Genomic DNA, 25,940 nt, shown 5'->3' with positions numbered 1-25,940 from the left:
CGGGAAGTATAAGGAAGAGAGGGATTTCATTTGAGCAAAACAGCATTTGTATTCCCGGGGCAAGGCGCCCAAACGGTCGGCATGGGCAAGGATGCGTACGATTCGCGGGAAAGCGCCAGACGCATATTCGAGCAAGCGAACGAAGCTCTTGGCTTTGATCTTGCCGCGATGATCTTCGAAGGGCCGGACAGCGAGCTGAAGCAAACGGCGAACACGCAGCCGGCGCTGCTGACCGTCAGCACGGCGCTGCTTCATCTGGCGAAGGAAGCCGGGCTCAAGGCCGATTACGTCGCAGGACACAGCTTGGGCGAATATAGCGCGCTTGTGGCGGCGGATGCCCTGTCCTTCGAGGACGCCGTTAGAACGGTTAGAGCGCGTGGACAATATATGGAGCAAGCGGTTCCGAGCGGTCAAGGGGCCATGGCGGCGGTGCTTGGGGCGGAACGCGACGAGCTCGCGAAGCTGTGCGCGGCGATCACGGGCGAAGGGGCCGACGTCGAGCTTGCGAACATTAACTGTCCGGGCCAAATTGTCGTCTCAGGCTCAGCGGCCGGCGTACAGGAGGTTGTGAACCGGGGCAAGGAAGCGGGAGCGAAGCGAGTTATTCCGCTGGAGGTCAGCGGACCGTTCCACTCTTCGCTTATGAAGCCTGCAGCCGCCCGGCTTGGCGATACGCTGGCGTCGCTTGCCATCACTGCACCGTCGGTGCCGCTCGTTGCGAACGTGACAGCCTGCGCAACAACGGATGCGGAAGAAATACGCAGTCTTCTCGTTGAGCAGGTCTATTCGCCTGTGCTATGGGAGGACAGCGTGCGTTATTTGCTTGAGCAGGGCGTCACCACCTTTGTCGAAATCGGCTCCGGCACGGTATTGGCCGGTCTTATCAAGAAAATCGACAGAACAGCGAAGGTTATTTCGCTTAACAGCGCAGCCGCCTTGGAAGCGCTGCAGACAAGCGAGGATTAGTTCGAAGGAGGGGGCCACGAGGATGTTTGGAAGCTTGGAGGGCAAGAAAGCGCTCGTAACGGGAGCGTCGAGAGGCATTGGCCGCGCAATCGCCATAGCGCTTGCGGAAGCGGGAGCTGACGTTGCGGTGAATTATTCCGGCAGCGAAGCCGCCGCCGCGGAAACGGTTCAGGCGATTGAGGCTCTTGGCAGATCGGCGATCATGATCAAGGCCAATGTGGGCAAAGCGGATGAATTCGACGGAATGGTCAAGGAAACGATTGAAAAGCTCGGCGCCATCGATATTCTCGTCAATAATGCCGGCATTACCCGTGACAATCTCATTATGCGCATGAAGGAAGAGGAATTCGATCAAGTAATCGAGACGAATCTGAAGGGCGTGTTCAACGGCGTGAAGGCGGCAACAAGACCGATGATGAAACAGCGTTCGGGCCGAATCATTAATATTTCGTCCGTTGTGGGCGTGCTCGGCAATCCGGGGCAAGCGAATTACGTGGCGGCGAAGGCGGGCGTCATTGGCCTTACCAAAGCGAGCGCGAAGGAGCTGGCGTCGCGCGGCATTACCGTCAATTGCGTGGCCCCTGGCTTTATTCAGACAGATATGACAGACAAGCTTTCCTCCGAGATGAAGGAGTCGCTGGGGGCGCAAATTCCGCTCGCCAGATTGGGCGAAGCTTCGGATATCGCGAATGCGGTCCGCTTCCTTGCGTCGGATGCCGCTGCCTATATGACGGGCCAAACCGTGCATGTCGACGGCGGCATGTACATGTAAGCCTTCTCCTGTTATTTTGGGACATATAATATGCGTGTTGAACAACCTCTATAAGGTTAAGATGGCATTTTGTTTTTAATTCTCGTATAATACGGTGGAGGAGGTGAATCGGATGTCCGAAGTAGTAGATCGCGTAAAACGAATTGTCATCGACCGCCTTGGCGTAGACGAAGCGGAAGTAACGTTGGAAGCTTCTTTTAAAGATGACCTCGGAGCTGACTCTCTTGACGTCGTAGAATTGGTCATGGAGCTGGAAGACGAGTTTGATATGGAAATCTCTGATGAAGATGCGGAGAAAATCACTACGGTGGGAGAAGTTGTAACTTACATACAATCTCATACCTAAAAGTTGGACGAGTCCCGCCTTACGTATGCATGCGCGGGACTTCTCTGCCTTCATTTGCTGAATTCCGATTATCGATATTTTTATAGCAGTATGCTTGTACAACCTTATGTAAGGATAAGGCTATGCTATTCATATACAGGAGGATGAGTTTGGGTCATCTTCCATATCGCTGTATGCAGAGGTGAAAGTAATGAAACAAAGAGTCGTAATTACAGGCATGGGGGTCATGACCTCGCTTGGCTCGGAACTGGAACAATTTTGGAACAACTTGCTTAAGGGCAAGTCCGGCGTTTCCGTCGTGGAAGCGTTCGATTTCTCCGAATATCCAACACGTATTGCTGCCGAGATTAAAAATTTTAATCCGGAGGAATACGGTTTGGATAAGAAGGAAGCGCGCAGAATGGATCGATTCGTTCAATTCGCCGCCGTCGCAAGCAAGCTTGCTGTAGAAGATTCGGGACTGCGTATCGGAGAGAACGCGGAGGCCGAGCGGGTAGGCGTGATGATCGGCTCGGGCATCGGCGGTCTCGGAACCTGGGAGGACCAGCATAACATATTGCTGGAGAAAGGGCCGAAGCGCGTCAGTCCATTCTTCATTCCGATGATGATCGCGAATATGGCTTCGGGCCAAGTATCGATGATGACAGGAGCGAAAGGTCCGAACAGCACGGCGGTTACCGCTTGCGCGACGGGCACTCATTCCATCGGGGACTCCTTCAAAATGATTCAGCGCGGCGATGCGGACGTGATGATCGCGGGCGGCGCCGAGGCGACCATTCGCCCTACAGGCATGGCGGGCTTCTGCTCGATGAGAGCGATGTCGGTTCGCAATGACGAGCCGAGCAAGGCGAGCAGACCGTTCGATATCGACCGAGACGGCTTCGTCATGGGCGAGGGCTCTGGCGTCTTGGTGCTCGAATCGCTCGATCATGCGATCGCGCGCGGGGCGAAAATCTACGCCGAAGTGATTGGCTACGGCATGAGCGGCGACGCGCATCATATGACCGAGCCGGATCCGGACGGCGCCGCGCGCTGTATGTCGAAGGCGCTCAGAGACGCCGGCATTGCGCCGGCCGCAATCGATTACATCAACGCGCACGGCACGTCGACGCCCGTCGGCGATCGTTCCGAAACGCTTGCCATCAAGAAGACTTTCGGCGATCATGCCTACAAGCTTGCGGTCAGCTCGACGAAGTCGATGACCGGACATCTGCTGGGAGCAGCGGGAGGCGTTGAAGGTGTTATTCTGGCGCTCACCTTGAAGAACGGCATCATTGCCCCTACAATTAACCTGGATAATCAGGATCCGGAGCTCGATCTGGATTTTGTGCCGAATTCGCCGCGCGAGACGAAGGTCTCCACTGCGTTGTCCAATTCCTTCGGATTTGGCGGGCATAATGCCACGATCGTGATGAAGGCATATGAAGCATGATCACTTTGACGAGCTGCAGCAGAAGCTGCAGCTCGCTTTCACGCGTCCGAAGCTTCTGCGGCAAGCCTTCACGCATACCTCTTATGTGAACGAGAACAAGCGCGGCTCCGTGCAGGATAACGAGCGTCTTGAATTTCTGGGGGATGCCGTGCTGCAGTTGCTTGTATCCGAACACTTGTTCACCGCTTACCCGAAAAGACCGGAAGGCGAGCTGACGCGCATGCGCGCTTCGGTCGTTTGCGAGCCCTCGCTTGCCTATTTCGCCGAAAGGCTGGAGCTAGGCAAGCACGTGCTGCTTGGCAGGGGCGAGGAGCAACTCGGAGGCAGACATCGGCAGGCGCTGCTTGCGGATTTGTACGAATCCTTTATCGGGGCGGTATACTTGGATTCCGGGGTAGAGCATACAAGGGCGTTTCTGGAAAAGCATATGTTTCCTTTCATTGAATCGAATAATTACGGTCTCTTGATGAAGGATGCGAAGTCGAAGCTGCAGGAGAGGTCGCAGCATCACGGCCTTGGACAGGTAGACTATCGAATTGTGGACGAACGCGGCCCGGCGCATGTGCGAGAATTTTCCGTTGAAGTCTATCTTGGCGAGACGAAATACGGCGTCGGGACGGGAAGGACGAAGAAAGAGGCGGAGCAGCGAGCCGCCGCGGAGGCGTGGAACAGGCTTTCCAAGTCGGAATAGATGATTCGGAGCTTCTTTCGCGCATTTCCATGAACATCCCATTGGACAAGCTGTCTTGTCTGCGGGATGTTTTTTTCTGGTCGATCGGAAGGCTCTTCCGCTCACTTCGCCGCAACTATGCCCTTAACCGCTGCGAATGAAAGGATTCACGCGGCTCCTTGCTTTATGGTAGAATGAAGGGTGAGGTGAAAGCCAAATTATGTTTCTGAAACGGATCGAATTAGCAGGATTTAAATCCTTCGCGGACAAGACGGAATTGGAGTTCGTAACGGGCATCACGGCTGTCGTAGGGCCGAACGGCTCGGGGAAGAGCAATATCTCCGACGGCATTCGCTGGGTGCTGGGCGAGCAAAGCGCCAAGAGTCTTCGCGGAGGCAATATGCAGGATATTATATTCGCGGGAAGCGACGCGCGCAAAGCGGTCAATTACGGCGAGGTTTCATTGACGCTCGATAATGCGGACGGCGCATTGCCGCTGGAATACAATGAAGTGACTGTCACCCGCAGAGTGCATCGCAGCGGAGACAGCGAATATCTGATTAACAAGCAGCCTTGTCGGCTCAAAGATATTACCGAGCTGTTCATGGACACGGGCATCGGCAAAGAAGCTTATTCAATTATCGGCCAAGGCCGCATTGAAGAGATCTTGAGCACGCGTTCCGAGGATCGCCGCGGCATCTTCGAGGAAGCCTCGGGAATTGTGAAATACAAATCCCGCAAACGGGAAGCGCAGAAGAAGCTGGACGAAACGGAGCAGAATCTGCTCCGAATTCACGATCTCGTATCCGAGCTGGAGGATCAGGTCGGTCCGCTGAAGAAGCAGTCCGAGAAAGCGATTCACTTCAAAGCGCTAAAGGAACAACTGCAGACCAAGGAAATTTCCATGTACGTACATAATATCGAGACGATTCATGGAGCCTGGTCGGAGGCGACGAAGAAGCTTGAGAAGCTGCAAGGAGAGCAACTGCAGCTTTCTTCGGTCGTCAGCAGTCATGACGCGGGGCTGGAGAAGGATCGGCTTCAGCTGAGACAGCTTGAGGCGGAGCTGGATCAATTGCATGAGTCGATGCTTCAGATTAGCGAGGATGTCGAGAAATGCGAAGGCTTCGGCGAGGTGCTGAAGGAGCGCAAGCGGAATTTGGAGGGGAACAAGCGTCAACTGGAGGAGTCGCTGCTCTCGCAGGAAGCGAGAATTTCCGCGCTGACGAAGGAAGAGACGGAATTCCGCAGCCGCGCCGCGGCGCTCGAGCTTCAGCTTGCGGAGCTTAGGGCGAAGCAGGCGTCCGAGGAAGCGATGCTGGTCGGCGTGGCCGGCGGAGCGGTTATTGACGCGGAGGAGAAGCTGAAGAACGAGCTGCTCGATATTCTCAGCGCGATGGCGCAGCTTCGCAATGAAATTCGATATTCCGCCCAGCAGCAGGAGACGCTGCAGCGGCGCATGGAACGCATTCGCGAGGATGAATCGAAGTGGACCGAGCAGCAGAGCAGACTGGAGCAGCGGCAAGCCGAGCTTCAGGCAACGCTTGCCGATACGCTGGTCTTGCTCGAAGGAATCAAGGAGAAGATGTATAAGGAATCCCAACAAGGCGTAGCCGCTTCACAGCAATTGGAAGAGGTAACCCAGACCATACGCAAGTGGGAGCAGAAGCTCGACAGCCACATTTCCAGACGGGACACGATGAAGGAGATGCAGGACGCGCTCGACGGATTCATGCAGGGCGTCAAAGAGGTGCTCAAAGCTTCAAGACGCGGCAGCGGCAGCGGCATAACGGGCGTTCACGGCGCCGTGGCCGAGCTCATCCGCGTTCCGCAGAGAATCGAGACCGCGATCGAGACCGCCCTTGGCGGAGCGATGCAGCATATCGTCATGGAGGACGAGCGCTCCGCAAGGGCGGCAATCTCGTTCCTGAAGCAGCGCCAGATGGGCCGCGCTACCTTCCTGCCGCTCGATGTCATCCGGGGACGCTCCGTTCCTTATCAGGACAAGCAGACTGCCGCCGGGCTGGAAGGCTTTGTCGGCATAGCCGCCGAGCTGGTGGAATGCGACGAGTTGTATCAGTCTATTGTGAACAGTCTGCTCGGCAACGTGCTGCTCGCGGAGAACCTCGAGCAGGCGAACCGAATTGCGTCAAGGTGCTCGTATCGGTATCGCGTCGTTACGCTTGAAGGCGATGTGGTTAATGCGGGCGGCTCGATGACGGGCGGCAGCTTGCAGAAGAGAGGCGCGAATCTGCTTGGAAGAGGACGGCAGATCGAAGCTCTCGATCGGGAGATCAAGGAAGCGACGGCTGCAGTTGCGCAGCTGCGAGACAAGCTGAGCGATCTCCGCAAGGAGAGCTCGATTCGCAATCAGAATATGGAGGAATATCGGGCCAAAGCCGAGCAATACCGCATCGAGGAGCAGGGCTTCCGGGCGGAGCTGCAGCAGCTGAAATCCGAGGCAAAGCATCTGGGAGAGCAGCGCGAGCTGTCCGCTTCGGAGAAGAGCGGCCACGCGATGGAGCAGCAGCAGACGCTGCAGTCGGCAGAGGAGGCAGAGAAGCAGCTCGAGCAGCTGAAGCAGGACGAGGCCAGGTTGCAGGAAGCGATTCGTATGGCCGAGGAGAAGCGCAAGGCGAGCGAATCCGCGAAGGAAGAGCTGCAAGGTCAGTTAACGGATATTAAGATCGATGTGGCGAAGACGGAGCAAGAGAAGATGAGCTTCGAGGAGCAGGCGGGACGCGTTCGGAACGATATCCAGCAGGCGAAGAGCGAGCTGAACAATTTGCGGTCGCTGCTCGCGCAGCAGGAGGATGAGCTTACGCGGCACGGCGAAGAGAGCGTTGCCCAGATCGCCCAGCTTAACGAGCTGCGAATCAAGAAGACGCAAACCGCTGAGCAGACCGATCTGAAAAGGGCCAGTAGAGCGAAGCGAATCGAGGAGCTGGAGCAGGGCGAGAGCGAGACGAAGGATCAGCGCGCTCAGCTCAGAACCGTCGAGGAGCAGCTCCGGCAGACGGAAATCGCGGTCAATCGCCAGGATGTGGAGCTCGACAACCTGCTTCGCAAGCTGAGCGAGGAATATGAGCTGAGCTATGAGCTCGCGAAGGAGCAATATCCGGTGCCTGAGGATATCGCGGGAACCCAGAATGCGGTGCGCGATTTGAAACGACAAATCGCGGCTCTGGGCGAGGTGAACCTCGGAGCGATTGAAGAATACGAACGCGTGAAGGAGCGTTATGAATTCCTGTCCGCGCAGAAGGACGATCTGATTGATGCGAAGACAACTCTGTATCAGGTCATCAAGGAGATGGACGATGAGATGTCGAAGCGCTTCAGAACGACTTTCGAAGCGATACGCAGCCATTTCGTCGTCGTGTTCAGCAAGCTGTTCGGCGGAGGAAGAGCCGATCTCGTGCTTGTGGAGCCGGATCGCGTGCTCGATACGGGCATCGATATCGTGGCGCAGCCTCCGGGCAAGAAGCTGCAAAATCTGCAGCTTCTGTCTGGCGGGGAACGGGCGCTGACGGCAATTGCGCTGCTGTTCGCCATTCTGCAGGTCAAGCCGGTTCCGTTCTGCGTGCTCGATGAGGTTGAAGCGGCGCTCGATGAAGCGAATGTGTCGCGCTTTGCGCAATATCTTCGCGAATTCGCGGAGCTGACGCAGTTTATCGTGGTTACGCATCGCAAGGGCACGATGGAAGAAGCGGATGTGCTGTACGGCGTCACCATGGAGGAGGGCGGCGTGTCCAAGCTCGTCTCCGTGAGGCTGGAAGAGGAAGAGGCCGTATCCGCTTAAACGGTATTTGCAGATTTGGCGGACGGCGGCAAATGGATGGAGGAATGACATCAATGAGTTTTTTTAAAAGATTGAAGGAAAGCATCGCCTCCAAGACGGAGGCAGTTACGAATGTATTCAAGGAGGGGCTCACGAAGACGCGCACGGCCTTTGTGGAGAAGGTCGAGGATCTCATCTCCCGCAGGAAGAAGATCGACGAGGATTTCTACGAGGAGCTGGAAGAGATTCTGATCGGCGCGGATGTCGGCGTGAATACGGTTATGACGCTGGTGGACGAGCTTCGCGCGGAAGTGAAGAAACGCAGAATCGAGCAGCCTTCCGAGCTTCAGCCGATCCTTACAGAGAAGCTGATCGGCTTGCTGAAGGGCGATGACGAGTCTGAGCTTCGGATGGCGCCGCCGGGGCAGACGACGGTCATTCTGTTCGTCGGCGTTAACGGCGTCGGGAAGACAACGACGATCGGCAAGCTGGCTCATAAATTCAAATCCGAAGGCAAGAGCGTGCTGATGGCGGCGGGAGACACCTTCCGTGCGGGAGCGATCGAGCAGCTTGAGGTATGGGGCTCTCGGGTCGGCGTCGATGTGATCAAGCAGTCCTCCGGCTCCGATCCGGCCGCCGTCATGTTCGACGCGGTGCAGGCCGCGAAGCAGCGCAAGGTGGACGTGCTGCTGTGCGATACGGCGGGAAGACTTCAGAACAAGAGCAATCTGATGGAGGAGCTGAACAAGATCTTCCGCGTCATTCAGCGGGAAATGCCCGATGCGCCGCATGAGGTGCTGCTTGTTCTGGATGCGACGACCGGACAGAACGCGCTCAGTCAGGCGAAGCTGTTCGGCGAGAAGAGCGGCGTGTCCGGGCTTGTGCTCACGAAGCTCGACGGGACGGCGAAGGGCGGCATTGTTATCGCGATTCGCAATGAGATGAATCTTCCGGTGAAGCTGGTCGGTTTGGGCGAGAAGATGGGCGACCTGCAGACCTTCGATTCGGATCAATTCGTACATGCCTTGTTCGCCGGATTGGTCGGCCCACAGCAAGAAGAAGAATCCGAAACCGCGCAATAAGGAGCAAAAGCATGCTTGACAAGGTCATATACTTGACAGCATGCTTCGCTTTCATGTATGATAAGGAACGTTGTACGGCTGTAAAGGATGGAGCCTTGACAGCTTTTTCTCGTCAGAGAGAAGGAGGCGCGGGCGCTGATGACGATTGAACCGGATGCCTTAACCAGAACAACAAGAGCGAATCTGCTGTTCGATTTCTACGAGAGCTTGCTCACGGAGAAGCAACGCATGATTTTCTCGTATTATTATCATGACGACTATTCGCTTGGCGAGATTGCCGCGGAGCTTGGCATTACCCGGCAAGCGGTGCATGACAACATGAAGCGGGTTGAATCAACGCTTGAGAGCTATGAGAGCAAGCTGGAGCTGCTGGTCAAGCATGAGCGGCTCGTGGGATTGGCCCGGCAATTAGAGAAACGCGTAGAGCATTTGAATATAGAAGAAGAACAGAAGCAATCGTTGCTGGGAGTCATTGCCGAGCTTCAAGCAACGGAGCAATCGGCAGATGAAGGAGGCGAGGATTCATGGCAGCATTTGAAAGCTTAAGCAGTCGGCTGCAAAATGTGTTCGGAAAGCTGAAGGGCAAAGGCAAGGTATCGGAGGCCGATGTTAATGAAGCGATGCGTGAGGTTCGCCTGGCGCTTCTGGAAGCCGACGTTAACTTCAAGGTCGTGAAGGATTTCATCGCGAAGGTGAAGGAACAAGCCATCGGGCTGGATGTGTCCAAGAGCTTCACGCCAGGCATGGTGGTTGTCGATATTGTCAACAAAGAGCTGACGGAGCTCATGGGCGGCACGCAGTCGAAGCTTGCCAAGGCGAACAAGCCGCCGACCGTCATTATGATGGTCGGCCTGCAGGGCGCGGGCAAGACGACGACCACGGGCAAGCTCGCCAGACTGCTTCAGAAGAGCAATCATAAGCCTTTGCTGGTTGCCTGCGATATTTATCGCCCGGCTGCAATCAAGCAATTGCAAGTGCTCGGCGAGCAAATCTCCGCGCCGGTATTCGCGCTGGGCGACCAGGTGTCTCCCGTCGAGATTGCGAAGCAAGGTCTTCAGCAGGCGAAGGAGAACGGCAACGATTATGTGATCTTCGATACGGCGGGCCGGTTGCATATCGACGAAGAGCTCATGAACGAATTGAAGCAAATTCATGAGTATGTGAAGCCGGATGAAGTTCTGCTGGTCGTCGATGCGATGACCGGTCAGGATGCGGTTAACGTTGCGCAGAGCTTCCATGAGCAGCTCGAGCTGTCGGGCGTCGTGTTGACCAAGCTGGACGGCGATACAAGGGGCGGCGCGGCGCTGTCGGTCAAAGCCGTTACAGGCACGCCGATCAAGTTCGCCGCGATGGGCGAGAAGATCGATTCGCTCGAGCCGTTCCATCCGGAGCGCATGGCTTCGCGAATTCTCGGTATGGGCGATATGCTGTCTCTGATCGAGAAGGCGCAGGCCGGCATCGACGCGGAGAAGGCTGCCGAGATGGAGCGCAAGATGCGCACTGCGGAATTCACCTTCGATGATTTTCTGGATCAGATGGAGCAGGTCAGAAAGATGGGGCCGATTGATCAGATTATGGATATGCTTCCCGGCATGGGCAAGATGAAGGGCAATATGAAGGATCTCAAGGTCGACGAGAAGCAGATCAGCCGAATTGAGGCGATCGTCCGCTCCATGACCAAGGAAGAGAAGTCAAAGCCGGAGCTGCTGAATCACAGCAGGCGCAAGCGCGTGGCTGCGGGAAGCGGAACCACTGTAGTCGAGGTTAATCGCTTGATCAAGCAATTCGACGATATGCGCAAGATGATGAAGCAATTCTCGTCGATGATGGGGCCGAAGGGTCCGAAAGGCATGAAGGGCGGCAAGAAAGGCCTCAAAGGTCTAATGGGCAAAAACATGAAATTTCCGTTTTAGTGTAAAATTAACACGCTGAAACGTATCTGCGGAGAGAACAGATTGATCTGGAAAAGCGATAGCGTTCGCCTTTGTCCCACAATTTCAACCGCTTTGAGTATGAATGAAGAAATTGGGGGACAACAGCGATTGGAAGATTGATCTGTTCTCGCAGCAATGCACGCATATTGTTTTTATTAATCGAAGGAGGTGAATGAATAATGGCAGTACGTATTCGTTTGAAACGCATGGGTGCACACAAAGCGCCGTTCTACCGCGTAGTGGTTTCGGATTCCCGTTCCCCTCGTGATGGACGTTTTATTGAAGAAATCGGTACTTACAATCCGGTTGCTGTTCCAGCTGAAGTCGCTATTGACGAAGAGAAAGCTCTGAAATGGCTGCAAACTGGAGCGCAAGCTTCTGATACGGTTCGCAACTTGCTTTCCAAAGCGGGTGTGATGAAGAAGTTCCATGAGCTTAAGCAACAGAAATAACTGTTGAAGAGCGGAGGGCTTTGTAATGAAAGAATTAATTCTTGTCATAGCGAAGGCTTTAGTGGATCATCCGGAAGAGGTGCGAGTCGAGGTCAAGGACGATGAGCGCAGCACGATTTACCAGCTGTCCGTTCACCCCGAAGATGTAGGCAAGATCATCGGAAAGCAAGGTCGAATCGCGAAAGCGATTCGCACCGTCGTAACGTCGGCTTCGGTCAAATCGAATAAGCGCGTTATCGTTGATATTGATTCATAGACGGACGCACGTCGAGGGTTGGGATGCATGTCCTGGCCCTCTTTTGCATGGTATAATAAAGGGAATATGAGAAGAAGGAATGGTGAAATGAGCGAAAAATGGTATACCGTCGGCAAGATTGTCAATACGCACGGCATTCGCGGCGAGCTAAAAATTTTATCGCAAAGCGATTTCGCCGAACAGCGCTTCGCGGTCGGCAGCGTGCTGCGGATGGCGGACGAAAAGACGGGCGAATCTCGGGAAGTGAAAATAACGGCCTCTCGCAAGCAGAAGAATGTATATATTCTCAGACTGCAGGGCTTTGACAATATTAATCAAGTGGAGCAATACAAGGGCTGGAATCTGCAAATCTCCGAGGGGGATCAGGAGGAGCTGGAGGATGGTCAATATTATTATCATCAGATTATCGGCTGTGCGGTTGTAACGGAAGACGGCGAGCAGCTTGGGGAGATCAGCGAAATTCTTAGTCCGGGAGCCAATGATGTGTGGGTCGTTAATCGCCCCAAGAGCCGAGGGGCGCAAATTCTGCTGCCCGTTATTGACGAGGTTGTGCTTCATGTGAACGTTGCTGAGAAGCTTGTCACCGTCCGGCTGATGGAAGGGCTGATCTAGCCATGAGAATCGATGTACTGACGCTGTTCCCGGAAATGTTCGACGGGGTGTTCGGGGCGAGCATACTCGGGAAGGCGAAAGAGAAGGGCATTGTAGAGCTTCAGGCTATCAATTTTCGCGACTATGCGAACAACAAGCATAACACAGTGGATGATTATCCTTATGGCGGCGGAGGCGGGATGGTGCTGAAGCCTGAGCCTGTGTTCGCGGCGGTGGAAGATCTCCTTGGAGGAGAGTCCGTTAAGCCGCGAGTTGTGCTCATGTGCCCGCAGGGGCAGACGTTCAATCAGTCGAAGGCCGAGGAGCTGTCGAAGGAAGAGCATCTCATCTTTATTTGCGGCCACTATGAAGGCTATGACGAGCGCATAAGAGAGCACTTGGTGACGGATGAACTGTCTATTGGCGACTATGTGCTGACCGGAGGAGAGATTCCGGCGATGGCGGTTATTGACAGCGTCGTCAGACTGTTGCCGGGCGTGCTGGGCAACGAAAGCTCGGCTGTGACCGATTCGTACAGCACGGGTTTGCTGGAATATCCGCATTATACGAGGCCTCCCGAATTCAGAGGCTGGTCCGTGCCCGAGGTGCTGATTTCCGGTCATCACGCCCGCATCGACAGCTGGCGCAGAGAGCAATCTCTGCTGCGTACCTTGAGTCGGCGTCCCGACCTGCTAGAGCAGGCCGAGCTGACGGACAAGGAGCGGGAATGGCTTGCGAACCTCAGGAAATCGGACAGGAAGCGTTCATGAACGCTTCGTTTGCGGCATCCCTTGCGAATAAACAGCCCTCCATCGAACGAAACGTTCAATGGAGGGCTGTTTGCGCGCAAAGCGCCAGGGACCCTGCTTCCAAAAGCGCTTTTAGCTATAGCAGGACAATGGGAAGGCGCTCATGCGAAGAGCCTCGTATGCATGATCAAAGATCATTGGACAAGGGCTAATTCGGCGTGAAGTAATCCTGCGTATAGTAGATGCCGTATTCACCGCCGAAAGCAACGCCGGTTCCAAGCCTGGATAATTTGGAATCGAGGATCGTCTCTCGATGACCCGATGTTGAATTGAGCAGGATGTAGTGCGTCAGTATACTGTTTGCATAGCCGGACGCTATATTCTCGGCTGCCCGACTGTAGGAGACGCCCTCGGCCTTCATCCGGTCGAATGGAGATTGACTCTTCTGATTCGTATGACTGAAATAATGATTTTTCATCATATCCTCGCTGTGCTTTCTGGCTGCCGTTGCCGCCACGTCATCCCATTTCAACAAGGAGATGCCGCGTTCTGCGCGTTCCGCGTTCACGAGGTCGAACAGCTCCCGCTCCATCGCGTTGCGGAGCTTGTCCGTGTCGGCGCTGGCTGGCTTCGCCCCTGAGAAGGCTTGCAATTGATGAAGAAGTCCAATGACTTTACTCCCCGATTGCGAATCGATGAAGTAGGCCGATCGTTCGTCATTCATCGAGAAGCTGTAAGAGATGTCCTTCTGCTCTTGGGCTGAGATGGCGGCAGCGCTCAGCTTCTTCTTGATGTCGGCGAGCGATTCTCCAAGAGACAGGCCAAGCGGCATTGTCCAGCTATCGGGGTTCATGGCGTACAGGGCGACAACCTGCCCGTTCGAGACGCCGAACATGGCGAAAGCCGAATAGGAGCTATTGTAAACATACCAATTATAGTTATTGCCGCTTGGCTCGATTCTGGCTGGCTCGCCCAGCTTCTTGACCAGCCTGTCGGAGGAATCGCGCAAAGCGATGTCTTGCAGCTTGAAACGAGTCTGCTCTTGAGGAATGACGGCGTCCGACAGGGAGGAGGTATATTGCTTCAGCTTGAACAAGAAGGTGAGCGACTCGGCTCTCGTTAGACTTTCATTGGAATCGAAGCCCGCAATCGTCGCCGAGGCTCTGCCTTTCGAGATGCCTTCGTCGAGCAGCCACTGCACGGACTGATTCTCCGTCGCCGCTTGTCCTCTGACGGCCGCTTGCAGAATGATGGCGGTATCGCCCCGGAGGAAGGGTTGTTGCGCAGCGCGATTATTCGAAACGGGCCAATTGAGAAGCGAGGCGTAGTCGTAATAAGCGGCGGACCAATCTCCCGGCTTCTCATCGCTTGCGCCGACAACATGATAGGCGCGCAGCAGCATGGCGAGGAATTCGATTTCGCTGACCGACTTGTCCGGCTTGAAGGAGCCGTCCTCGTAGCCGTTGACAAGGCCTTCCGCAACGGCCCAATCGATATACGTTTTGGCCCAGTGGTTTTCCGTATCTGTAAAGCTTGCGCCGGGCGCCGCCTGCGCATCGGCATAAGAGAGAGACAGGGAAGTCAGCAATAGCGCGACGAGAAGAAGATAAGCCGTTTTTCGAGCAATAGTATGTAGGCATGTTATGACTGACAAAGGGCACCTCCGCAGAATGGATAATTACATAGGTAGTATACAAAAGAAAACGCTGTCCATAAATAAAAATTTAATAGGTTGATTTGGATGATCAACTATGGTAAAATTTCTAATGTTGTTCATAAGTCGGACGGTCCGCTATAAGCGAGGATCCGCTCTAGGAGTCGGGGAGCTTACATGAACGTCTATGGTGGAAGGAGTGAACCGAATGAATATCTTGCAAGAGATTACACAAGAGCAATTGCGCAGCGATCTTCCAAGCTTTCGCCCAGGCGATACGCTGAAGGTGCATGTTAAGGTTATCGAGGGTTCGCGCGAGCGTATCCAGGTGTTCGAAGGCGTTGTGATCAAACGTCGCGGCGGCGGTATCAGCGAAACATTCACAGTGCGCAAAATTTCTTACGGTGTAGGAGTAGAGAGAACTTTCCCTCTTCATTCGCCTAAGATTGATAAAATCGACGTTGCCCGTCGTGGTAAAGTGCGTCGCGCCAAGCTGTATTACCTTCGCGAATTGCGCGGTAAAGCTGCTAGAATTAAAGAGATTCGCTAAAAAGAAACGTCAAGAGGGGCTTGCAAAAACAAGCTCCTTTTCGTTTTTTTAAATCCGAATAGAGCAAAAGGAAAGAAGGCTGAGGCATGGATTCGCAGAAACCAAATGAAGAGCTAGAGGGAGAAACCAAGGAAACGCCGATCCAGCAGGACGAAGCGGGACAGCCTGAGTCTTGGTCAGACAAGCCCAGAAGCGAGCGAGCTTCAAGCAAGGGCGCTTACAAGGAAATCGTGGAATGGATTAAAGCATTGGTCATTGCGGTAGTGCTTGTGTTTTTTATCCGACAATTTCTGTTCTCGCCGTACATCGTTGACGGACCATCCATGCATCCTAACTTTCAAACGGGCGAAAGACTGATCGTGAACAAAATTCTATATACCTTCGAGGAACCGAAGCGCGGCGAGGTCGTCGTGTTTAATGTGCCGGAGCAAGGGCGGAAATTCATTAAACGCGTTATTGGCGTGCCCGGCGACAAAGTGCGACTTGAGGGTGATGATCTCTATATTAACGACGAGAAAGTGGAAGAGCCGTACATTGAAGATGCCGTGAAGGCCGCGCAGGCAAACGGCGGGTTGTACAACGGTCAGGGCGGCAGATACAACTTCCCGAACGATACGGTGAAGGAATCCGTTGTGCCGGAGGGCATGATCCTCGCATTCGGGGATAACCGCAGCGACAGCACGGACAGCCGCATTATCGGCTTCGTGGACGACAAGGAGATTGTAGGGCGAGCCGATGTGATCTTCTGGCCGCTGAACAAGCTGGAATTCATTAAGCACAAGTACTAGGACGAGGTGTAAACAAAGAATGTCCATTCAATGGTTTCCAGGTCATATGACTCGCGCCAAACGGCAAATACAGGACAAATTAAAGCTGATCGATATTGCCATTGAGCTGCTGGACGCACGAGTGCCATTATCCAGCCGGAATCCGATGGTTGACAGCATATTACAAGGAAAGCCAAGGTTGATTGTGCTGAACAAATCCGACTTGGCGGATCCAAGAGCTACGGAGCAGTGGATGTCTTATTTCGACCATGAAGGTCATGCTTGCGTATCCGTCGATTCGCATACCGGCACGAATGTCGGACATATTCCGGTGAAAGCCAGAGAATTGCTACGTGAGAAGATCGACAGGCAGATTGCCAAAGGAATGAACCCGCGCGCGGTGCGGGGACTTATTGTCGGTATTCCAAACGTGGGAAAGTCCACGCTCATTAACCGTCTGGCAGGACGGAATATCGCTTTGACAGGCGACAAGCCGGGCGTTACAAAGGGGCAGCAATGGATTAAAGCCGGCAAGGACCTGGAGCTGCTCGACACGCCGGGCATTCTGTGGCCGAAATTCGAGGATCAACTGGTAGGCTACCGTCTTGCGATGACCGGAGCCATTCGTGAGCAGATTCTGAATGTGGACGATATTGCCTATTTCGCCGTTCTCGAGCTTGCGAAGCGATACTGGCCGATACTGGCCGAGCGATATCAATTGGACAATCCGCCCTCGGATTTCGAGGACAACGAAGAGATTGTCAGAGTGATGGAGGACATCGGCAGACGGAGAGGCTGCCTCGTTAGCGGAGGAAGAGTCGATCTGGAGAAAGCGTCGGGCATTATTTTGCGGGATCTGAGGGCGGGAAAGCTCGGACGGATCACGCTGGAGGCGCCGTATGACGATATGCCTTCGCGCGAGCAATGAGGATTCAGTGTTCGATTGTTAGGAGGAAGATTTCACATGTTCGAGTTTGAGCAAGCGCTGTGGAATGACGGTTTTTGCAAGATTGCGGGAGCGGACGAAGTCGGAAGAGGCTGCCTGTTCGGCGATGTGGTGGCAGGGGCGGTCATCTTGCCGCCGGGACTGATCATCGAAGGGGTTAATGATTCCAAGAAGCTGTCGGAGAAGAAGCGAGAGCAGCTATATGGGCAAATTGCTAGGGAGAGCGTCTCGTGGAGCGTGGCCAGGGTGGATGCCGCGACGATCGACCGCATCAATATCAGGCAGGCGTCCAGACTGGCGATGAAGCTCGCTCTTGATTCGCTTTCAATCGCTCCCGATTATGTGCTCGTCGATGCGGAGACTGTTGATTTGTCTCTGCCTCAGCAGTCCATTATTAAAGGAGACGCACGAAGCCAGTCGATTGCCGCGGCGTCCATCATGGCCAAGGTGACAAGAGATCGCTTATGCGTGACGGAATGGGACGAAATCTACCCCGAATACGGGATTGCGGTACATAAAGGTTATGCGACCAAGCTTCACCGGGAACGATTGCTCGAGCATGGTCCAAGCGAGCTGCATCGGCGTAGCTTTCTGAAGAAGCTGCTCGGCGAATGCGGATAGGCTGGCGGAAGAGTTTGTTTATACGGTTTAGACTATGAAGATGAGTCTAATCCGCGTAAACAAGCTTTTTTTCGTATATAGCGCAGCAAGAACCCCCATCGGTCTTCAAGGAATCAGCAGCCTTACCGATATAAGAGGTAAGAATGCGCGAGCGGACGAGAGGAGTACTTACGTGAATATCAGTCAAATGATGCGAGGTCTGCTGGGCGACAGTACGAGCGGCGAAACGAAATCGATGGAGCTCAAGCCGGGGCAAATTGTCAGGGGCGTCGTGCTGCAAACGACGGAAAACAATGAAGCGATTGTACAGATAAACGGCGTAAAGGTGTCGGCGAAGCTGGAGCTTCCGCTAAAGGCCGGACAATCGGCCATGCTGCAGGTGCAGCCGGAATCAAGCGGGGGGCTGGTCGTGCTGAAGGCGGTTGATCTTGGCGATTCGGGGGCATTGGACGATACGTTCCGCGATATCGCCAGGGGGCTTGGCTTGCCGGACCAGAAATGGTCGCTCGATATTGTCAGGGATTTGCGCAAAGAGGGCTTTCTCTTCGATCGAACGACAGCGGCTGCTTTCAAGCAGGCTGCAGCAGCCATGCCGAAGGGAGCGAATCTCGAGCAATGGATGATGTCGGCAGCCGCGGCTTTCAAGAGAGGAATGCCGATGACGGCCACCACGATAGCTTCGATGCAGCAGGTGATGTTCGGGAAACCGGCGCATGAGCTTCTTGAATCGCTTCAGCAGCTTTTGGGGCAAATGCTCGCAGGAGCTTCGGAGAAAGGGGCTGAGACGCCTCCCCCGCAAGCAGCCTTGGCCTCCGCGGCGAAGGTGAGCGCATTGCTGCAGCAGGGCGCAGCCTTGATGTCGGGGGCGACAGAGGCTTCTGGAGAAGGGATGGAAGCCCGCGCCGCCGCGGCAGCGAACAAGTCGTCAGCAGCCCAGGCATTGCCGCAAGCGTCGACAGGAGCGGTCAATCAAACGCAGAGCTTGACAAGGCAGCCTGCTGCGGAGGCGGAGGGCGCAAGGCTGCAACAGGCAGCTCAGCCGGATTCGAACAGGCAGGCCGGGGTCAGCCCTGCGAATGCCAATCAAACGAATCAAGCCAATCCGCAGCTTGCGGGTTCTGCCGCGGGAGTCGAGGAAACGGGGAGCGATTCGGGCAACTGGCTTAAGGGGATGATGAAGTGGCTTGGCGTCGATCATGAGCTTCAATTGGCTAAGGCGGCGACAAGCGCGGATGCCCCGGTACGAGCTGCCGAAGCGGGGAATAACGGCGCTGCTTCGGCTGGGCAGGCAACCAGAGAGGGAACGGAAGCAGGCGCGTCCAAGGAGGCGAACGCGCTTGCAAGCCAGGAGAATCGATCCCGCGCCGGCGGCGCTTCGGAAGTTCGGACGGCGCAGGCCCATCCCGTACCAACAAACGGGACGGCTCCTCAGGAAGGGATTTCAAAGAGCGGCAGCGGAAACGCGGCAGTCCCGGCGAATCAACATGGAGCAAACGCCGGCGCTTCCCCGTCCGGCGAGCATGCAATGTCGATGCAAGCCGGACAGCCGCAAACGCACGGAGCCGTTCCCGAAGGATTGCAGCAGCTCAGAGCCGCTGTGCCGGGACCGGGCGGTCCGCTGTCGCTTCCTCTGCCTGAGCAACTGCACACGCAGGAAGGGTTGAAGAGCGCGCTAATGACTCTTGCGTCAGGGTCGGACACCCCTGGGGCCGTCAAGGAAACCGCAACGCAGCTCCTCCATCATATCACCGGTCAACAGCTGCTGCTCGCGCCGGAGCGCAACAGCTCGATTTTCACGCATGTGACGATGTTGATTCCGTTGAAGGATCGGGAAGGGGGCAGCACGGCATCGGTTCATATTCAGACGAGACGCGGGCGCAAGGGGGAGCTGGACTCGGAAAATTGCAGACTATTGTTTCAGCTCTCGATGGAGACGCTTGGAGAGACGATGGTGGATGTGAACGTGACCGACCGAATTGTCAGCCTGAATGTTTGGAATGATCATCCGGCTATGACTGCAATTATCGATAGCGCGAGAGAGGATATCTCCGCCAGAATGCATGCCGCAGGCTATCAACTATTCTCCTTGCGCGCTACTCCGCTGCCCAAGGAAGACGTCGAAGGCGCGATGCAAGCCGCAGGCGTCAAACGCCAAGCGCTGCCTGACACATCGCAATTCGCATCAACGCGCTACAAAGGAGTCGATTATCGAATATGAGCTTGGAAAAGGACAATCGTTCCTCCAAAGCGACGATTAGAAAAGCGGTCGCTTTGAAATATGAGCCCGGTGAGAAAAGCGCGCCGATTCTCGTTGCCAAGGGAGCAGGGCAGCTTGCCGATCGCATATTGGAGAAAGCGAAGGAAAGCGGAGTGCCTGTTCAGGAAGACGCTTCACTTGTGGAGGTGCTGTCGAAACTTGATGTGGATCAAGAGATTCCGCCCGAGCTGTATACGCTGGTGGCTGAAATTCTTAGCTTCGTCTATCAATCCGATCGCAAAGCGAGGGATTTGCCCCATGAGCCATGATCGCAGGCGTATAGGGAAGCTCGGCGAAAATGAGGCATGCCTTAGACTGCAGGCGTCGGGTTATACGATTCGAGAGATGAATTGGCGTTGTCGTTCCGGCGAGATCGATATTATCGCCGAGCTTGAAGGGCGGATCGTGTTCATTGAAGTAAGAACGAGGCGATTGTCGGGATTGGGCCGCTTCGGCACGGCGGCCGAGTCGATCGATTATCGGAAGCAGCAGCAAGTCAGGCGTGTCGCACAAAGCTACATGCAATTCGAAAAGCTGCTTAACCGTCCAATAAGATTCGATGCGATTGCGATAAGCTTGGCTGAGCGCGATCGCATTCATTCGTTCGTCCACTATGAGGCCGCTTTCTAGGGCGGCCTTGTTAAATGCCGTTGAGCCTCGAGTACTTCGAGTAATCGGGCGAACGGACTGACGAATGGAGGGGAGGGGGGCTCGGCATGATGAGGATTCGTTACTTCAGCTGCATATCCAGCCTTCGATATTGGATCGCTTCTGCGATATGCTCCGCGTCAACGGAATCGCTGCCTTCCACATCGGCAATCGTTCTGGACAGCTTTAACAAGCGATCGAAGGCCCGCATGCTGATGCCCAGCAGCTCGAACGCATCGTCGAGGAGCTTGCGGGCGTCGGATTTCAAGGCGGTTGCTTTCCGCAGTGTCGCTCCGCTTAATTCGCTGTTGACATGGACGCCGAATTTCCGGTTGCGAAACAGTTGTCGTTCTCTGGCTGCTTCAACGCTGTCGCGGAGCTTGCTGGAGGTGACGGTCGGCTCGCTCTGCTGTCTGTCGAAGGAAGAGGGTCTGGGCACTTCAAGCTGAAGATCGATCCGGTCGATCAGCGGGCCGGACAGCTTGGAGCGGTATCTGGCGATTATCGAGGAGCTGCAGACGCATCGCTTCTCTCCGAACTCATGACCGTAATAGCCGCAAGGACAAGGATTGAAGGAGGCCGCGAGCATAATGCTTGCAGGAAAATGAATCGTCGCCCGCGCCCTGGCTATCGTAATCATGCGATCCTCCAGAGGTTGTCTGAGAAGCTCCAGCACCGATCGCGGAAATTCGGGCAGTTCATCGAGAAACAGGACGCCGCGATGAGCGAGCGTAATTTCCCCGGGCTTCGGAATCGTTCCTCCGCCGATAAGTCCGCCGTTTGAGATATTGTGATGCGGAGCGCGAAATGGCGGTTGCTTCAGCAAGCCTTGCGCCGAACGCGGCAGTTTTCCCGCAACGCTGTAGATCTTCGTGACCTCGAGCGCCTCTTCCTCGGTCAGCATCGGCAGAATGCCGGGCAGCCTGCGGATCATCATCGTCTTCCCGGTTCCCGGAGGTCCGCTGAGCAGAATGTTATGCTTGCCCGCAGCGGCAATGAGCATGGCGCGCTTGGCATGATGCTGGCCGATAATATCCGCGAAATCCTCCTTCTCTTGCGGTGGCTGACGTTCGCTGTCCGTGCATGCGCGAAGCTGAGCCAGACTTCTGCCATCCACCTGCAAATGCTCAAGCGACAACGACTCAGCCGCGCATTCCGTCAACTGCTTCAAATGCGTGATCGCATACAAGGTTATGCCGGAGATCCAGGCAGCTTCCGCGCTGTTGGCTTCCGGGAGCAGCACTTTTCCGATTCCCCGCTGCTTCGCTTGTTCAATCATCGCAAGCACGCCGTTGACCGGCCGCAAGCCGCCGTTCAGGCTGAGTTCGCCGATCAGCAGTGTGTCGACGAACAGCTCGCCGCTCATCTGTCCGCTTGCGGTCAAAATACCGGCGGCAATCGCCAGATCGAAGGCTGTTCCTTCCTTGCGAAGATCGGCTGGCGCCAGATTGACCGTAATACGATCCATGGGAAAGGCGAAGCCGCTGTTCTTGAGGGCGGATCGCACCCTGTCGACGGATTCCCGCACTGCCGGATCGGGCAAGCCTACGATATTAATTCGCGGAAGTCCGCTGCTAATATCGACTTCAACCGAAATATGGTTTCCTTCCACGCCGCATACGCTGGCGCTCTGAATAAGACTGAACAAGAAAAAGCACCTCCATCAGCTTGAATAAGCCAAGAATGAAGGTGCTTCCTTACGATCCCGTTTCTCTTAATTGAATTGTTCTCACTATATCGCGATCCATGCGAAGTGTCAATCCTCCCAGGATGATTAAATTGCAAGCAATGGGTGATACTACTTCTCGGATGTATTTTATCTCATATTGAGATGATATTCATATCAAAAAAGCCTGTTCTTTCTCGATGAAAAATAAGGCGAAGAACAAGGAAAAGTGCTACAATGATAAAAGTTTGTTCGTACATATGTATGAATTGAGTTTGTGAAATGGAGGATTTCAACAATGAATATCCATGAGTATCAAGGTAAATCGGTATTGAAGCATTATGGCGTAGTCGTGCCTGAAGGGAAGGTAGCGTTCACGGTGGACGAGGCTGTCGAAGCGGCGAAAGAGCTCGGCACTTCGGTTGTTGTCGTGAAAGCGCAAATTCATGCAGGCGGCCGCGGCAAAGCCGGCGGCGTTAAAGTAGCCAAAAACCTGGACGAAGTGCGCGCTTACGCTAGCGAAATTCTGGGCAAGGTGCTTGTCACCCATCAAACAGGTCCTGAAGGCAAAGAAGTGAAACGCCTTCTGATCGAGCAAGGCTGCGACATCAAGAAAGAATATTATGTCGGCGTTGTGCTTGATCGCGGAACAGGCCGCGTAACGATGATGGCATCAGAAGAAGGCGGCACCGAGATTGAAGAGGTTGCGGAGCATTCTCCTGAGAAAATTTTCAAAGAAGTGATCGATCCGGCTGTCGGCATGCAAGCGTTCCAAGCGCGCAAGCTGGCTTATGCGATTAATATCCCCGGCGCTTTGGTGAACAAAGCGGTTAAATTCATGCTCGCGCTCTACACGGCCTTCGTTGAGAAGGATTGCTCGATTGCCGAGATCAATCCGCTCGTCGTTACTGGCGACGGCAATGTTATGGCTCTTGACGCAAAGCTGAATTTCGATTCCAACGCACTCTATCGCCACAAGGATATCGTCGAGCTTCGCGATCTTGAAGAAGAAGACGCGAAAGAAATCGAAGCATCCAAATACGATTTGAGCTACATCGCGCTCGACGGCAACATCGGCTGCATGGTTAACGGAGCCGGCCTTGCTATGGCGACGATGGATATTATTAAATATTACGGCGGAGACCCGGCCAACTTCCTCGACGTTGGGGGCGGCGCTACGAAAGAGAAAGTTACGGAAGCTTTCAAAATCATTCTGTCCGACGAGAAGGTTAAAGGCATCTTCGTTAATATTTTCGGCGGCATTATGAAATGCGATATTATCGCAGACGGCGTTATCGCAGCGGCCAAAGAGCTTGGCCTTGACCGTCCTCTCGTTGTGCGTCTTGAAGGCACGAACGTTGATCTCGGCAAAAAAATGTTGAACGAATCGGGATTGAACATTGTGGCTGCGGACTCGATGTCCGACGGCGCGCAAAAAATTGTCGCTCTCGTGAAATAAACAAGCTTGCAGCGCGAGATTTGAGCGCAAATGAATTCATTTTAGGGGATGTGAGTTAAGTTGAGTATTCTAGTCAATAAAGACACGAAGGTTATTACTCAAGGCATTACCGGCGCAACAGGCCTGTTTCATGCGAAAGGCGCGCTTGATTACGGTACGCAAATGGTTGGCGGCGTAACGCCCGGCAAGGGCGGCACGAATGTCGACATTACTTTAGAGAGCGGGAAGGTTGTTTCCCTTCCTGTATTCAACACGGTGAAGCAAGCGGTTGACGCTACAGGCGCGAACGCTTCGGTTATCTATGTTCCGCCGGCATTCGCCGCCGACGCGATCATGGAAGCGGTAGACGCCGAGCTTGATCTCGTTATCTGCATCACAGAAGGCATTCCGGTGCTGGACATGGTGAAGGTGAAGCGTTATATGGACGGCAGCAAGACCGTTCTTATCGGACCCAACTGTCCTGGCGTTATTACGCCGGGCGAATGCAAGATCGGCATTATGCCGGGCTATATTCACACGGTTGGTCATGTAGGCGTCGTGTCCCGTTCCGGAACACTGACATATGAAGCTGTTCATCAGCTGACAACTCGCGGCATCGGACAATCCTCCGCAGTCGGTATCGGCGGCGACCCTGTGAAGGGCTCTGAATTTATCGATATTCTTAGCCGCTTCAACGATGATCCGGATACTTACGCGGTTATTATGATTGGCGAAATCGGCGGAACTGCCGAGGAAGAAGCGGCAGAGTGGATCAAAGCAAACATGAAGAAGCCGGTTGTAGGCTTTATCGGCGGCGCAACGGCGCCTCCAGGGAAGCGCATGGGACATGCAGGCGCCATCATCTCCGGGGGCAAAGGAACGGCTGCCGAGAAGATCGCTACGCTCGAGGCTTGCGGCATCAAAGTTGCTCCTACGCCTTCTGACATGGGTTCGACGCTTGTCAGCGTGCTTGAGGAAAAGGGCTTGCTTGATAAATGCGTGACGAACAAATAAATAGGACATAAAACAGGTAGGCAACCTTTTTGCATCCCTTACGGGGTGCTCGAGGGTTGCCTTTTTTGCTGCTTGCGCATTGTTCCGGCTATGTTGCGGTTCGTTAATTTAAGGCGGCGGCTTGCATTCTTGGGTTCCTTACCTCACAATAGATGAGAATGCAAGCCGCCCCGAAAGAAGAGAGGGCTGGTTTGGATATGTTTGAAAATAATCAAGCTTGCAGACAAATGATCATTGCGCTGTATGAAATTCCCGGCATCGGCTGGCACGCGATTCAAAAGGCAGTTGCCCATGAGCTGTGGAAGAAGGAAGACTGGTCTCAGGAAACTCTGCTCGGTATTGGACTCAAAAGAAATCAGGCTCAAAAAGCGGAGGCTATGTACCGCGATAAGCCATGGCTTCTGACGGAGGCTGATTCTCCAGCGATTATGGAGTCCGGAGCGGTCACCTTAACGCCTTATGACGAAGCTTATCCTGCGATTTTAAAAGAAACGGCGCAGCCGCCCTGGGTATTGTACGCAAAAGGCAGGCTTGAATTGCTTCATCGTCCCTCTGTATCTATTGTAGGAACGCGAAAGCCGACAGCCTATGGCAGGCATTCGGCTGCCAGCATGGCTGAAGAGCTGTCAGCCGCCGGCATAACGGTTGTAAGCGGCCTCGCAAGGGGGATTGACCATATTGCCCATGTCGCGGCTCTGAAGCATAAGGGAAGCACTGTGGCTGTTTTGCCCACGCCGATCAATCGCTGCTATCCCCCGGAGCATGAGTCGCTGTACAAGGAGATAGCCGGAAATGGATTGTTGTTGTCGGAGACACCGCTTGGCACGGCGCTGCATCCAGGCCAATTTCATCAGCGAAACCGGATTATATCGGCATTATGCCAGGCTGTTATTGTTGTTGAAGGCGCTCGGAAGAGCGGCTCGATGATTACGGCGAAGCATGCGCTCGAGATGGATCGAGAGCTGTTCGCGCTGCCGGGTCCGATCTCTTCGCCGATGAGCGAAGGCCCGAATGAGCTGATCAAGGAAGGCAAAGCGCGGTTGATGACATCCGTATCGCAAATCTTTGACGAGCTTCCTTGGTTAAGAAATTACAGGGAAGAAGCTTCAGCGCAAGCTGCGGGCCTCGTTCAGTACGGCGGCGAAGGTGTCGCCGAGCTAAGCGGCGAAGAGGCGGCAATCATCGAATTGCTCCGCGATCGGCCGATGTCATTGGATGAAATGCATGAGCTGCTCATGATTCCGTTTGGACATTTGAACGCACTTCTGCTAAATTTATGTATAAAACGGAGGATCGAGCTACAGCTTGGTTCGATATATATCGCATTGTAATTTGTTAGAGAGAGAGGAGG

General features: G+C 54.5%; 25 protein-coding genes. 23 read left to right on the top strand and 2 right to left on the bottom strand.

Going from position 1 to position 25,940, the window contains the following annotated elements; translation table 11 throughout:
* Window positions 1-30: 30 nt before the first annotated feature.
* From fabD to trmD, 13 genes are all read left to right on the top strand, one after another.
* The gene (fabD, locus tag HFP08_RS19535) at window positions 31-966 is read left to right on the top strand and encodes an ACP S-malonyltransferase (RefSeq protein ID WP_168122286.1); all 936 of its coding nucleotides are present in this window, start codon (window positions 31-33) and stop codon (window positions 964-966) included.
* A 22-nt stretch (window positions 967-988) separates the two neighbouring features.
* Window positions 989-1,738, top strand: coding sequence for a 3-oxoacyl-[acyl-carrier-protein] reductase (fabG, locus tag HFP08_RS19530; protein WP_168122285.1), 750 nt, complete (start codon window positions 989-991; stop codon window positions 1,736-1,738).
* A 112-nt stretch (window positions 1,739-1,850) separates the two neighbouring features.
* Window positions 1,851-2,084, top strand: a complete 234-nt coding sequence (acpP, locus tag HFP08_RS19525) for an acyl carrier protein (RefSeq protein WP_087572610.1) — start codon at window positions 1,851-1,853, stop codon at window positions 2,082-2,084.
* A 190-nt stretch (window positions 2,085-2,274) separates the two neighbouring features.
* Entirely contained in the window at window positions 2,275-3,516 is a 1,242-nt protein-coding gene (gene fabF / locus HFP08_RS19520) for a beta-ketoacyl-ACP synthase II (protein ID WP_168122284.1), read from the top strand.
* Entirely contained in the window at window positions 3,506-4,207 is a 702-nt protein-coding gene (rnc, locus tag HFP08_RS19515) for a ribonuclease III (RefSeq protein ID WP_168122283.1), read from the top strand. Before fabF ends, rnc begins: the two co-directional genes overlap by 11 nt.
* A gap of 199 nt (window positions 4,208-4,406) precedes the next feature.
* Window positions 4,407-7,985 carry a chromosome segregation protein SMC gene (smc, locus tag HFP08_RS19510; protein ID WP_168122282.1) on the top strand — a complete coding sequence of 1,193 codons (3,579 nt, stop codon included), beginning with the start codon at window positions 4,407-4,409 and terminating at the stop codon, window positions 7,983-7,985.
* A 53-nt stretch (window positions 7,986-8,038) separates the two neighbouring features.
* On the top strand, window positions 8,039-9,046 hold the full coding sequence (gene ftsY, locus HFP08_RS19505) for a signal recognition particle-docking protein FtsY (RefSeq protein WP_168122281.1): 1,008 nt from the start codon (window positions 8,039-8,041) through the stop codon (window positions 9,044-9,046).
* A gap of 138 nt (window positions 9,047-9,184) precedes the next feature.
* Window positions 9,185-9,592 (top strand): YlxM family DNA-binding protein, encoded by a 408-nt coding sequence (gene ylxM / locus HFP08_RS19500; protein WP_168122280.1) that lies wholly within the window; start codon window positions 9,185-9,187, stop codon window positions 9,590-9,592.
* Window positions 9,571-10,959, top strand: a complete 1,389-nt coding sequence (ffh, locus tag HFP08_RS19495) for a signal recognition particle protein (protein ID WP_168122279.1) — start codon at window positions 9,571-9,573, stop codon at window positions 10,957-10,959. The genes ylxM and ffh overlap by 22 nt, the downstream gene beginning before the upstream one ends.
* Window positions 10,960-11,159: 200 nt before the next feature.
* Window positions 11,160-11,432: a 30S ribosomal protein S16 gene (rpsP, locus tag HFP08_RS19490; RefSeq protein WP_168122278.1), complete on the top strand. Its 273-nt coding sequence runs from the start codon at window positions 11,160-11,162 to the stop codon at window positions 11,430-11,432.
* 25 nt (window positions 11,433-11,457) lie between these two features.
* Window positions 11,458-11,688 (top strand): KH domain-containing protein, encoded by a 231-nt coding sequence (locus tag HFP08_RS19485; RefSeq protein WP_168122277.1) that lies wholly within the window; start codon window positions 11,458-11,460, stop codon window positions 11,686-11,688.
* Between the two features lie 87 nt (window positions 11,689-11,775).
* The gene (rimM, locus tag HFP08_RS19480; protein WP_168122276.1) at window positions 11,776-12,300 is read left to right on the top strand and encodes a ribosome maturation factor RimM; all 525 of its coding nucleotides are present in this window, start codon (window positions 11,776-11,778) and stop codon (window positions 12,298-12,300) included.
* Window positions 12,301-12,302: 2 nt separating this feature from the next.
* A complete protein-coding gene (trmD, locus tag HFP08_RS19475; RefSeq protein ID WP_168122275.1) occupies window positions 12,303-13,049 on the top strand; it encodes a tRNA (guanosine(37)-N1)-methyltransferase TrmD in 747 nt (248 codons plus the stop codon).
* Window positions 13,050-13,236: 187 nt separating this feature from the next.
* Here trmD and HFP08_RS19470 read toward each other — a convergent pair whose 3' ends face one another.
* On the bottom strand, window positions 13,237-14,682 hold the full coding sequence (locus tag HFP08_RS19470; protein ID WP_168122274.1) for a CAP-associated domain-containing protein: 1,446 nt from the start codon (window positions 14,680-14,682) through the stop codon (window positions 13,237-13,239).
* A 208-nt stretch (window positions 14,683-14,890) separates the two neighbouring features.
* Between HFP08_RS19470 and rplS the strand changes: the two genes are divergently transcribed.
* From rplS to HFP08_RS19435, 7 genes are all read left to right on the top strand, one after another.
* The gene (gene rplS, locus HFP08_RS19465; RefSeq protein ID WP_168122273.1) at window positions 14,891-15,232 is read left to right on the top strand and encodes a 50S ribosomal protein L19; all 342 of its coding nucleotides are present in this window, start codon (window positions 14,891-14,893) and stop codon (window positions 15,230-15,232) included.
* A gap of 86 nt (window positions 15,233-15,318) precedes the next feature.
* A complete protein-coding gene (lepB, locus tag HFP08_RS19460; protein WP_168122272.1) occupies window positions 15,319-16,020 on the top strand; it encodes a signal peptidase I in 702 nt (233 codons plus the stop codon).
* Window positions 16,021-16,039: 19 nt separating this feature from the next.
* The gene (gene ylqF / locus HFP08_RS19455; RefSeq protein WP_168122271.1) at window positions 16,040-16,927 is read left to right on the top strand and encodes a ribosome biogenesis GTPase YlqF; all 888 of its coding nucleotides are present in this window, start codon (window positions 16,040-16,042) and stop codon (window positions 16,925-16,927) included.
* A gap of 36 nt (window positions 16,928-16,963) precedes the next feature.
* Window positions 16,964-17,566, top strand: coding sequence for a ribonuclease HII (locus HFP08_RS19450; protein WP_168122270.1), 603 nt, complete (start codon window positions 16,964-16,966; stop codon window positions 17,564-17,566).
* 172 nt (window positions 17,567-17,738) lie between these two features.
* Window positions 17,739-19,784: a hypothetical protein gene (locus HFP08_RS19445; protein ID WP_168122269.1), complete on the top strand. Its 2,046-nt coding sequence runs from the start codon at window positions 17,739-17,741 to the stop codon at window positions 19,782-19,784.
* Window positions 19,781-20,092, top strand: coding sequence for an EscU/YscU/HrcU family type III secretion system export apparatus switch protein (locus HFP08_RS19440; protein ID WP_168122268.1), 312 nt, complete (start codon window positions 19,781-19,783; stop codon window positions 20,090-20,092). The genes HFP08_RS19445 and HFP08_RS19440 overlap by 4 nt, the downstream gene beginning before the upstream one ends.
* A complete protein-coding gene (locus tag HFP08_RS19435; protein WP_168122267.1) occupies window positions 20,082-20,453 on the top strand; it encodes a YraN family protein in 372 nt (123 codons plus the stop codon). The genes HFP08_RS19440 and HFP08_RS19435 overlap by 11 nt, the downstream gene beginning before the upstream one ends.
* Before the next feature lie 100 nt (window positions 20,454-20,553).
* Here HFP08_RS19435 and HFP08_RS19430 read toward each other — a convergent pair whose 3' ends face one another.
* Window positions 20,554-22,119, bottom strand: coding sequence for a YifB family Mg chelatase-like AAA ATPase (locus HFP08_RS19430; RefSeq protein ID WP_168122266.1), 1,566 nt, complete (start codon window positions 22,117-22,119; stop codon window positions 20,554-20,556).
* A gap of 316 nt (window positions 22,120-22,435) precedes the next feature.
* Here HFP08_RS19430 and sucC point away from each other — a divergent pair, with 316 nt between their 5' ends.
* The 3 genes from sucC to dprA all read left to right on the top strand — a co-directional run bounded on the left by sucC (window position 22,436) and on the right by dprA (window position 25,920).
* Window positions 22,436-23,596, top strand: a complete 1,161-nt coding sequence (gene sucC / locus HFP08_RS19425; protein ID WP_168122265.1) for an ADP-forming succinate--CoA ligase subunit beta — start codon at window positions 22,436-22,438, stop codon at window positions 23,594-23,596.
* A 60-nt stretch (window positions 23,597-23,656) separates the two neighbouring features.
* Window positions 23,657-24,589 (top strand): succinate--CoA ligase subunit alpha, encoded by a 933-nt coding sequence (gene sucD / locus HFP08_RS19420; RefSeq protein ID WP_168122264.1) that lies wholly within the window; start codon window positions 23,657-23,659, stop codon window positions 24,587-24,589.
* A gap of 197 nt (window positions 24,590-24,786) precedes the next feature.
* Window positions 24,787-25,920, top strand: coding sequence for a DNA-processing protein DprA (dprA, locus tag HFP08_RS19415; RefSeq protein ID WP_168122317.1), 1,134 nt, complete (start codon window positions 24,787-24,789; stop codon window positions 25,918-25,920).
* The last annotated feature ends 20 nt before the right edge of the window (window positions 25,921-25,940 follow it).

It is taken from the genome of Paenibacillus sp. HB172176, from assembly GCF_011947265.1.
Taxonomy (GTDB): Bacteria; Bacillota; Bacilli; order Paenibacillales; family Paenibacillaceae; genus Pristimantibacillus.
This window is presented reverse-complemented; position numbering and strand designations above follow the sequence as displayed.

Bases quoted from the DNA above. Each gene is read 5' to 3' on its own strand.
- sucC (WP_168122265.1), top strand. From the start codon at position 22,436: ATGAATATCCATGAGTATCAAGGTAAATCGGTATTGAAGCATTATGGC.
- fabF (WP_168122284.1), top strand. From the start codon at position 2,275: ATGAAACAAAGAGTCGTAATTACAGGCATGGGGGTCATGACCTCGCTT.
- ffh (WP_168122279.1), top strand. From the start codon at position 9,571: ATGGCAGCATTTGAAAGCTTAAGCAGTCGGCTGCAAAATGTGTTCGGA.
- dprA (WP_168122317.1), top strand. From the start codon at position 24,787: ATGTTTGAAAATAATCAAGCTTGCAGACAAATGATCATTGCGCTGTAT.
- lepB (WP_168122272.1), top strand. From the start codon at position 15,319: ATGGATTCGCAGAAACCAAATGAAGAGCTAGAGGGAGAAACCAAGGAA.
- HFP08_RS19440 (WP_168122268.1), top strand. From the start codon at position 19,781: ATGAGCTTGGAAAAGGACAATCGTTCCTCCAAAGCGACGATTAGAAAA.
- trmD (WP_168122275.1), top strand. From the start codon at position 12,303: ATGAGAATCGATGTACTGACGCTGTTCCCGGAAATGTTCGACGGGGTG.
- ylqF (WP_168122271.1), top strand. From the start codon at position 16,040: ATGTCCATTCAATGGTTTCCAGGTCATATGACTCGCGCCAAACGGCAA.
- rnc (WP_168122283.1), top strand. From the start codon at position 3,506: ATGAAGCATGATCACTTTGACGAGCTGCAGCAGAAGCTGCAGCTCGCT.
- HFP08_RS19450 (WP_168122270.1), top strand. From the start codon at position 16,964: ATGTTCGAGTTTGAGCAAGCGCTGTGGAATGACGGTTTTTGCAAGATT.
- rpsP (WP_168122278.1), top strand. From the start codon at position 11,160: ATGGCAGTACGTATTCGTTTGAAACGCATGGGTGCACACAAAGCGCCG.
- acpP (WP_087572610.1), top strand. From the start codon at position 1,851: ATGTCCGAAGTAGTAGATCGCGTAAAACGAATTGTCATCGACCGCCTT.
- ylxM (WP_168122280.1), top strand. From the start codon at position 9,185: ATGACGATTGAACCGGATGCCTTAACCAGAACAACAAGAGCGAATCTG.
- fabG (WP_168122285.1), top strand. From the start codon at position 989: ATGTTTGGAAGCTTGGAGGGCAAGAAAGCGCTCGTAACGGGAGCGTCG.
- smc (WP_168122282.1), top strand. From the start codon at position 4,407: ATGTTTCTGAAACGGATCGAATTAGCAGGATTTAAATCCTTCGCGGAC.
- rimM (WP_168122276.1), top strand. From the start codon at position 11,776: ATGAGCGAAAAATGGTATACCGTCGGCAAGATTGTCAATACGCACGGC.
- HFP08_RS19485 (WP_168122277.1), top strand. From the start codon at position 11,458: ATGAAAGAATTAATTCTTGTCATAGCGAAGGCTTTAGTGGATCATCCG.
- HFP08_RS19435 (WP_168122267.1), top strand. From the start codon at position 20,082: ATGAGCCATGATCGCAGGCGTATAGGGAAGCTCGGCGAAAATGAGGCA.
- rplS (WP_168122273.1), top strand. From the start codon at position 14,891: ATGAATATCTTGCAAGAGATTACACAAGAGCAATTGCGCAGCGATCTT.
- ftsY (WP_168122281.1), top strand. From the start codon at position 8,039: ATGAGTTTTTTTAAAAGATTGAAGGAAAGCATCGCCTCCAAGACGGAG.